The sequence below is a fragment of the Amaricoccus sp. genome (assembly GCF_036846665.1).
GTDB lineage: Bacteria > Pseudomonadota > Alphaproteobacteria > Rhodobacterales > Rhodobacteraceae > Amaricoccus.
This window is the reverse complement of record NZ_DAIUBO010000022.1, coordinates 17,942-27,255: the sequence shown is the minus strand read 5'-3', so window position 1 is coordinate 27,255 and position 9,314 is coordinate 17,942. Positions and strand designations below refer to the sequence as shown.

At 66.9% G+C, this 9,314-nt stretch carries 7 protein-coding genes; 6 read left to right on the top strand and 1 reads right to left on the bottom strand.

Going from position 1 to position 9,314, the window contains the following annotated elements:
* Window positions 1-48: 48 nt before the first annotated feature.
* Entirely contained in the window at window positions 49-1,242 is a 1,194-nt protein-coding gene (locus V7050_RS03835) for a class I SAM-dependent methyltransferase (RefSeq protein WP_324364939.1), read from the bottom strand.
* Window positions 1,243-1,560: 318 nt separating this feature from the next.
* On the opposite strand from V7050_RS03835, the gene rfbF reads away from it, so the two are divergent.
* Genes rfbF through V7050_RS03805 form a run of 6 tightly spaced genes read left to right on the top strand, consistent with a single transcriptional unit; the run spans window position 1,561 to window position 9,273 of the window.
* Entirely contained in the window at window positions 1,561-2,388 is an 828-nt protein-coding gene (gene rfbF, locus V7050_RS03830) for a glucose-1-phosphate cytidylyltransferase (protein ID WP_324373851.1), read from the top strand.
* The gene (locus V7050_RS03825) at window positions 2,346-4,652 is read left to right on the top strand and encodes an NAD-dependent epimerase/dehydratase family protein (protein ID WP_324364943.1); all 2,307 of its coding nucleotides are present in this window, start codon (window positions 2,346-2,348) and stop codon (window positions 4,650-4,652) included. Before rfbF ends, V7050_RS03825 begins: the two co-directional genes overlap by 43 nt.
* The gene (locus V7050_RS03820; protein ID WP_324364945.1) at window positions 4,652-5,878 is read left to right on the top strand and encodes a class I SAM-dependent methyltransferase; all 1,227 of its coding nucleotides are present in this window, start codon (window positions 4,652-4,654) and stop codon (window positions 5,876-5,878) included. Before V7050_RS03825 ends, V7050_RS03820 begins: the two co-directional genes overlap by 1 nt.
* Window positions 5,879-5,895: 17 nt before the next feature.
* Window positions 5,896-6,852, top strand: a complete 957-nt coding sequence (locus V7050_RS03815; RefSeq protein ID WP_324364947.1) for a glycosyltransferase family 2 protein — start codon at window positions 5,896-5,898, stop codon at window positions 6,850-6,852.
* Window positions 6,845-7,828, top strand: a complete 984-nt coding sequence (locus V7050_RS03810; protein ID WP_324364949.1) for a hypothetical protein — start codon at window positions 6,845-6,847, stop codon at window positions 7,826-7,828. The genes V7050_RS03815 and V7050_RS03810 overlap by 8 nt, the downstream gene beginning before the upstream one ends.
* A complete protein-coding gene (locus V7050_RS03805; RefSeq protein WP_324373849.1) occupies window positions 7,723-9,273 on the top strand; it encodes a lipopolysaccharide biosynthesis protein in 1,551 nt (516 codons plus the stop codon). Before V7050_RS03810 ends, V7050_RS03805 begins: the two co-directional genes overlap by 106 nt.
* Window positions 9,274-9,314: the final 41 nt, after the last annotated feature.

The window sequence follows — 9,314 nt, the reverse complement described above, 5'->3', positions numbered from 1 at the left end:
GTGCCCGGGGCGGACGCGGCATTCGTCTTGTTGCCGGCGCGTCATGCTTCAGGCCGCGACCAGCGCTGGCGAGAGGCCGAGCCGGGCGAGCAGGTTGCTCACCTCCGTCCGATAGACCGGGTTCATCAGGATCACCCGGTCGGGGCGATACTCGGACAGGAATTCGGGTGCGACCACTTCGGCGCCGCTGCCCGGAAGGAAGCGACCGCGCTTGCGCGGGTTCAGATCGACGGCATAGGCAACCGCGGCCGGTCGCAGCGCGTCGAGAAAGCCGACGCCCTTCGACCCCGCCCCCCAGATCACGATCCTTTCGCCATCTGCGGCCCATCCGGCGACCGCATTCTGCCAACGGGCGAGCTTGCTGCGGTAGCGTTCGGCGAAGGGGCCGTTCGTGGCCGTTGCCGGGGCGACGCTCCCCGGACCGGCGGCCCGCGCACCCGGGACGGGCCGCGCCTCGATGCCGAGATATTGCCCCGAGTAGAGGTCTCGGGTCGCGATCACCTCGAGCCCGCAGCGCTCGAAGAGGGCGACGAGCGAGCGGGTTGTGAAATACGAGCAGTGCTCGTAGATCAGGTCCCAGATGCCGTCGTCCTCGAAGGTATACGCTGCGTTGGGCACCTCGAAGAACAAGACCGTTTCGCCGGTGACCGCGGGCGACGCGGCGATCTCGGCGAGGAATGCCGCCGGGTCGGCGATGTGCTCGAGCACCTGGCGGCAGCAGAGCAGGTCGATGGCGGGCAGATCGATGGCACGGGAGAAGAATTCCGGCACGAACACGACGTCGAGGCCCCGCGCGATCGCCGCGGCATCGGGCGGGCAGCTTCGGTCGTAGCCGCGGCCGCGGTTGCCGCCGAGCCGGCAGACAAGCGCCAGGAAATCGCCGTGGCCGCAGCCGACATCGACCACGAACCGCCCGTGCAGTCGGTACTTGTCGACGAGGCTTCGCGCGAGGTCCTCGGCATAGCCGCTGAAATGTGACGAATAGTGCAGGGAATTCTCGTAGGCGGGGGTGTAGTCGAGAAGTTCGGGGATGAACGCCTCGTTGTATACGTGACTGCAGTTCGGGCAGACCGAGAGCCGCAGCGGCCCGCGGGGCGCCTCGACCGCGCGCGCACGATCCTCCCAGAGCACATTGCAGTAGAGCGGAACCGAGCGCTCCGCCAGGAGCGGTTCGACGCGGGCGTCGCCGCAGGCCCGGCACTTCGGCCAGACCACGGAACGATGGACGCGGTCTTGGGCCATCACATGTGACATCTCAGAACCCTACTCGCCCGCACCGCTCAGCGCGCCAGATGAGCATAGTCGGGTAGCGTACGGGCACCACTACGTCTTTCAGCCGATGGCCGCCGGAGGCCGGCGCGACGCGGGCCCCGTGCCGGCGGGAGGCCTGCGAACGGCCCGATTGCCGAGAACGGGCCATACGCCCTATTTGCCCAAGATACGGGCGCAAGGTGTAGAGATATCCGCCCAATGCCGGCGTGGCCGGCACGATCCCGGTGCGCATACTGCCAGCAGCGAAATTCCGCCGGCCCGTCCGGCGAATCGAGTACGGGGGTTGCCGTGAGGGTCGCGATTCTTGCCGGAGGACACGGAACCAGGCTGGCGGAGGAGACGCAGGTCCGTCCCAAGCCGATGGTGGAGATCGGTGGCAGGCCGATCCTCTGGCATATCATGATGCACTATTCTCGCCACAACCTGAACGAGTTCGCCGTCGCCTTGGGCTACAAGGGCGAGTACATAAAGCGGTATTTCGCGGATTATGCCGCGCTGAACGGCGACCTGACCGTGCGCATGGGCGGCCCAGGAGGGGCGTCGGTGCGCGCGCACGAGCGGCCGCATCCCGAATGGACGGTCGACCTCGTCGAGACCGGCGCGGACACGATGACCGGCGGCCGCGTCAAGCGGCTCGCCCCGTGGCTCGGCGGCGAGACCTTCATGCTCACCTGGGGCGACGGGGTGTCGGACGTCGATCTCGACGAACTCCTCGCCTTCCACCGCAGCCACGGCAAGCTCGCGACGGTGACGGCGGTACGGCCGCCCGCCCGCTACGGCCATATGGTGTTCGACGGCGCTCGCGTAACCAAATTCGCCGAGAAGCCGCAGGCCGCGGAGGGCTGGATCAACGGCGCCTTCTTCGTGCTCGAGCCACAGGTTCTCGACTACATTGCCGGCGACCAGATCATGTTCGAGCACGAGCCGCTCGAACGGCTCGCAAGCGATGGCGAGCTGATGGCCTACCATCATCGCGGATTCTGGGCGTGCATGGATACGCTCCGCGACAAAACGAAACTTGAGGAAATGTGGGCGTCGGGCAACCGGCCGTGGGCAACTTGGGAAAGAGAGCAATGCGCGTCTTCGTCACCGGCCATCGCGGCTATATCGGCGTAGTCCTCACGCGGCTGTTCGAGGAGGCCGGCCACGAACTGGTCGGCTGCGACACCGATCTCTACGAACGCTGCTCGTTCGAGGCCGGCGGGCGGATCCCGGAGATCCCCTGGGTGCGAAAGGACATTCGCGACCTCGATGTCGCGGACCTGCGCGGGTTCGACGCCGTGGTTCACCTGGCCGGGCTCTCGAATGACCCGCTCGGCGACCTCAACCCCGACGTCACCCACGCCATCAACCAGGTCGCGGCCGCGCGGCTGGCCGGTCTGGCCAAGCGCGCCGGGGTCGGTCGCTTCGTGTTCGCCTCCTCCTGCTCGACCTATGGCCGCGCCGGCGACGACTTCATCGACGAGACCGGCACCATCAGGCCGGTGACGCCCTACGGGGAGTCCAAGGCGGGGGCGGAACTCGACATCGCCGTGCTCGCGGACAGAGACTTCTGTCCGACCTACCTGCGGCCGGCGACGGCCTACGGCGTCTCGCCGCGCATCCGCTTCGACCTCGTGCTCAACAATCTCGTCGCCTGGGCGGTGACGACCGGGCGAATCCTGATGAAGTCGGACGGCACGCCGTGGCGGCCGATCGTTCATATCGAGGACATCTCCCGTGCCTTCCTCGCGACGGTGCAGTCCGAGCCGGCGGCGGTCTGGAACCAGGCCTTCAATGTCGGCATCACCGAGCAGAACTACCGCATCAGCGAGCTGGCGGAGATCGTTGCGCGGGTCGTGCCCGATTGCCGGATCGACTTCGCCGAGGGAGCCGGTCCCGACCCCCGATGCTATCGCGTCGACTGCGACAAGATCCGACGCACATTGCCGGATTTCGTGCCGGTCTGGGATGCCGAAAAGGGAGCCCGGCAGCTCTACGAGGCCTACAAGGCCAGCAACCTGACGCTCGACGAATTCGAAGGCCCGCGCTACCAGCGCATCGCCCATGTGCGCAAGCTGATCGCCGACGGCGTGATCGGTTCCGATCTGCGGCATGTCGAGCCGACAGCCGCCCCGGAGCGTGCTGCGACGGCCGACGCCGACGGTTTCGCTGCGGCCTGCGGGGACGCCCACTGCCATTCCTGCCGGCGCGTCGGCCTGAAGCCGGTGCTCGACCTCGGGACCATGCCTAGGTCCGACGGGCTCGTCGGCGAAGAACATTGCGGCCGGGAGCCACGCTATCCGCTGCGCCTCGCCTTCTGCCCCGACTGCACGCTGGTGCAGCTGCTCGAGACACCGCCGCCGGAAGAGCTGTTCGGGGCCGACTATCTCTATTTCTCGTCCTTCTCGCCGGCGCTGCTCGAACATTCGCAGCAGAACGCCGAGGAACTGATCGAGCGGCTCGGCCTCGGTCCGACGAGCCTTGTGGTGGAGCCTGCAAGCAACGACGGCTACCTGCTGCGCAACTTCGCCGCGCGTGGAATACCGGTGATGGGCGTCGAACCCGCGCCGAAGCAGGCGCAGGTTGCCCGCGAGGCCGGCATTCCGACCCGATCCTCGTTCTTCACCACCGCCTTTGCCGAATCGGTGCGTGCCGAGGGGCTGGCCGCCGACCTGCTCCTGGCCAACAACGTGGTGGCGCATGTGGCGGATCCGAACGATTTCGCCGCCGGCATCAGCACGATCCTCAAGGAGGACGGGGTCGCCGTCGTCGAGTTTCCCTATCTGCGCGACCTTGTCGAGCACGTGGAATTCGACACGATTTACCACGAACATCTGTGCTACTTCTCTGTCACCAGTGCCGACGCGCTGTTCCGGCGCAACGGGCTGTTCATCAACGACGTGCGCCGGCTGCCGATTCACGGCGGCTCGCTGCGGCTCTACATCGGCAAGCACGAGGCGCGGAGCCCGGCGGTCCTGGCGATCCTTGCCGAGGAGAAGGCGCTCGGCATGGACAGCTACCGGTTCTACGAGGACTTCGCACAGCGCGTCGCCGGATTCCGCAACCGGGCGCGGGCGCTGATCGAGGGGCTCAAGGCGGAGGGCAAACGCATCGCCGCCTATGGCGCTGCCGCCAAGGGCACAATCATGCTGAACTATCTTGGCCTGAACGACCATACCATCGACTATGTCGTCGACAAGAACATCCACAAGCACGGCAAATACATGCCCGGCGTCGGGCTCAAGGTCTGCGACCCGGCCCGCCTGATCGACGACCGGCCGGACTATGTGATGATCCTGCCCTGGAACTTCCGCCAGGAGATCATCGCCGAGCAACGCCCGTATCGCGAAGGGGGCGGACAATTCATCGTGCCGACACCCAGCCTGGACATCGTGTGATGGACGATTTCGCTGCGAGGGAGCCGGCCCCGAGCCCGGTGCGGCGGCCGCGCACGAGCGGTTGCCCCGCATGCGGAAGCAGCGAGATCGAGCCTTTCTACCGGGTGCAGTCGATTCCGCTGCACAGCTGCATCCTGCTCGAATCGCCGGAGGCGGCGCGGGCCTTTCCGCGGCGGGATCTGGAACTGGCATTCTGCGACGATTGTGGCTTCGCCTTCAATGTGATCTTCGACGCACCGTCGATGGCCTATTCGACCAACTTCGAGGAGTCGCAGCATTTCTCGGACACCTTCAATACCTTCGCGCGCGACCTCGTGCGCGAGATTTCCGAGACCTGCGAGGCGACCGGCAAGCAGATCGTCGAGATCGGCTGCGGCAAGGGCGAGTTTCTCGTTCAGCTGTGCGAACTGGCCGGTGCCTGCGGGATCGGCATCGACCCCGGCTACCGGGCGGACCCGGGCCGGACGTCCGGCGCGGTCACGGTGCGCTTCGTCCCCGAGCTGTTCGGTCCGGCGCATTTCGATCTGCCCTCCGACATCGTTATCTGCAGGCACACCCTCGAGCATATCCCCGCCGTGCGCAGCTTTCTGGCCGCGATTCGCCAGATGATCGGCCCCCGTCGCGACGTCCAGGTCGTCTTCGAGACCCCGGACTTTGCGCGCGTCTTGCAGGAGGGGGCATTCTGGGACGTCTACTACGAACATTGTTCCTATTTCAGCGCCGGCACCCATGCCGACCTGTTCCGGCGCGAAGGCTTCGTCGTCGACGAGGTGAAGCTGGCCTACGGCGGACAGTACATCGTTCAATACGCTCGTCCCGCAGCGCAGCCGACCCGCACGATTCCCCCCGACCCCGACGTGGTCGCCGAAATGCGGCGTCTGGTGCAAGACTTTCCGGCCAGGGTCCGGCAAAGCCAGCGCGACTGGAGGGACCGCATCGAAGCCGCGAACAGAAGTGACCGGCGTGTCGTGCTCTGGGGCGGCAGTTCGAAGGCGGTCTCGCTGGTGACGACGCTCGGCCTCGGCGCGGAAATCGCAGCGGTCGTCGACATCAACCCCTACAAACAGGGAAAATTCCTGCCGGGCAGCGGCCATGCGGTGATCGCCCCCGAGGCGCTTCCGGAATTCGATCCCGGCCTGGTGATCGTGATGAATCCGCTCTACCAGGAGGAGGTATCGCAGCGTCTGACCGGGCTTGGCATCAGCGCGGAAGTCGTGGCGCTCTGAGGGGGCCGCGCTGCGCAATGACCCCTGCCGTTTCCCTGGCGATGCCCGTCCGCAATGGCGAGCGCTTCATCGAGGCGGCGGTCGGATCCTTGCTGGCGCAGAGCTTCACCGACTACGAATTGTTGATCGTCGACAATGCCTCGACTGACGCGACGCAGCAGATTTGCGAGCGTCTGGAGCGCAGCGACCGGCGGATCCGCTACTTTCGCAACAAGGCCGACATCGGCGCCGGGGCCAACTTCAACCGGGGCGTCGAACTCGCCTCGGGTGTGCTGTTCAAGTGGTGCGCCCATGACGATCTGATCGGCCCGGACTACCTGGACCGCTGCATCGCGGCGCTTGCCGCCCGGCCGGTGGCGGTTACCGCCTATGGTCGGCTGCTGGGCATCGACGAGAGCGGCGCCCTGACAGGCTACATCGAGGATCCGCTGCCGGCGGTCGAGAACGTGGCCGCCTACCGGCGCTTCGACATGGTGACCCGCCGACAGGGCCTCGACGCGGCGATCTTCGGGCTGCACCGCCGTTCGGCGTTGCTCGCGACTTCGCTGCACCTACCCTACTACGGTTCCGACTGCGCCCTGCTTTCCGAACTGGCCCTGCTCGGACCCTTCGTGCACGTATCCGAGGCCGTGCTCTACAGCCGCGAGCACCCGACACGATCGGTAAACCTCACCAGCGCCGACCGACTGGCCTGGCAGGCGGCGGCCGGCGGCAAGGCCAACGCGCGGGAATTCAGCAGCCGGATCCGCCATCTCTACGCCATCGCCTACCGACACCGCGTCGCCGCACCGTTCCTGGCGACAGCGGCGGCCCTGACGATCTGGTTGATGCATCCGGTCCGGCTCGGGCGGGTGGCGCTCGAGGCCGTCGGGTCGGTCTCGCCGTCCCTGAGGGTCAGGCTGCGCGCCGCCGGCCTTGCGATCCTCGGTCGCTTCGGCGGGCGCTCCGCCCGGCGAGGCCGGCAGGATGCCTGACGGGGCGTCCTCCACCCTTGGACCGGCGTTTCCAAGGCTCGGCGGCTCCCGCAACCTGATCGTGGTGCGGGCCGGCCGCGCGTCGCTGCATCCGGGCTGGGTCGAAGGCCCCTCGCGCCCCGGCTTTGACCTCCTCGTCGCCCGATTCGAGGCCGGTCCCTCGCTCGACGAGCGGGAGGGCCACGCCGAGATCGCCATCTCGGGCCGCAAGGTGAGCGGCTTCGCGCGGCTGTTTCGCGAGCATCCCGAACTCCTCGCCAATTATGACTTCATCGCCCTCCTCGACGACGATCTGCGCGCGTCACAACAGGATCTGGAGCGGCTCTTCGGCTTCGGCGACCGCTACGGGCTCGACCTGTTCCAGCCCTCGCTGTCCTGGACGAGCCATTTTTCCTACGCCGCCTGCCTCAGCAACCCGCACTACCGGCTCCGCTACACGAATATGGTCGAGATGATGTGCCCCGTGTTCCGCGCCGCACATCTGGCTCGCGCCCTGCCGCTTTTCGACCTGTCGTTCGAAACCGGCATCGACCTGCTCTGGTGCCGCCTCACCGACAGCCCCGGATTGCGCTATGCGATCGTCGACGACGTGGTGGTCGCCCACACACGGCCCGTCGGGTCGACCAAGCACCGGCAGGGCTTCGGCAAGGACGAGACCTACGACCGGCAAATTGCCCGTCTGCTCGACATGTTCGGCACCCGTTTCAGAGGCATCGTCACCTATGCCGCCATCGACACCATGGGACGTCGCACAGGATCGCGCCCAGCGATCGCGCTGCGATCGCTGGTCCTCTGGCGCGCATGGGCGGTCACCCCGATGCCGACGCGACATTTCGTCCGTTTCCTGACCGACTACCTGCGTCACTGCCTTTGGCGGCCACTGAACCTGGGCCGGGTGGACCTCAAGCGCTGCGGAAAGGCCAGCTGCCGACTTGCGGCGCCTCGGATCGCGATAGGCGAGCATCCGCAGCCATGACTGCGGCCACCGGCGCCAGGATCGTCCGTGGCGCCGCCTGGAGTGCTGCCGAGTCGTGGGGGCGCCATCTCTTCTCCTTCGCAATCGTCGTGGTCCTCGCCCGGCAGCTCGATGCCGAAGCGTTCGGCCTCGCGGCGCTCGCCATGGTCGCTCCGGTCATTCTCGGTGTCCTGGTCATCAACGGAATCCCCGAGGCGCTGGTGCAGCGGTCCGAACTCGAGCCGATCCACCTCGATTCCGCCTTCTGGCTCCTGGTTTCGGTCGGATTGACCGCGTCACTGCTGATCTGGCTGATGGCCGCACCGATGTCCTGGGCGCTCGGCGAGCCACGGCTGGCCGAGCTCGTTCGCTGGACCGGCGCGATCGTCTTCCTTCAGTCGATCGGATCGGTGCCGTCGGCGGTGCTGCGCAGGCATCTGGAGTTTCGCCTGTTCGCGCTCCGGACCACGATCGGCACCGCCACCGGTGGTATGCTTGGCATCGGGCTGGCGCTCGCGGGGTTCGGCGTCTGGAGCCTGGTCTTCATGCAGATCGCCAGGGTCTCGGTGGAATCCGCGATCCTGATCGGCTTCGGCAACTGGCGACCGCAATTGAGGTTCTCGCTTGCCCGCTGCCGCGACCTTTCCGGCTTCGCCCTGCCCCTGGTGGTCCAGTCGCTGTGGAACCTGATCAACGACGAACTGCCGAAGGTGATTCTGGGCTTGTTCATCGGCACGCAAGCGGTCGGCATCTTCGCCTTTGCCCGGCGGCCGCTCGAATTTCTGACCCAGTGCTTTCTCGGGCCGGTCATCTCCGTCACCATGCCGGCGGTTTCCCGGCTGCAGGGCGAACCGGGCCGGATCAACGACTTCTTCCGTATGGCGACCCTGATCTCGGCACTGATCGGTTTTCCGATCTTCTTCGGCTTCGCGGCCGTTGCGCCCAAGGCCGTGCCTCTGGTCTTCGGTGCGCAATGGGAGGTCGCCGTCCGGCCGGTTCAGCTGCTCATGTTCCTCGGCCTGTTCCGGATCCTCGACAGTCTGTCCGGACTGTCGCTGCTCGCCCTCGGGCATTCTCGGCTGCTCCTGAAGATGAATGTGCTCTACACAGGCTTCGTGCTCCTTGTCGTGCCTCCGGCGACGCAGCTGGGCGTGAACGCGGCGGTCGCGGGGGTGGTGCTCTGCAATCTGGCGCTGCTGCCGATATTCTTCGTTCTGGCCAGGCGGCTGGCCGGGATCGACGCCGTCGCGGCGATGGCATCATTCCCCCGGCTGACGTTTTCCTGCCTGCTCATGGTCGCGGCGATCGAGCTCTTCCGGCAAGTTGCCCCCGCCGGTGCCCCCGTGCCGCTGCTGCTCACCGCCGAGATTGCGCTGGGGGCCGTGACCTTCGCCGCTTCTGCCCTGTTGCTGCTGCGCGCCGAGCTCCGTCTGGCCGTAGGTGCCTTGCGCCATCTCCGGGGCTGACCGAAGCGCTCATCCCGGGCCGTGCCAGAGCGACATCGAGC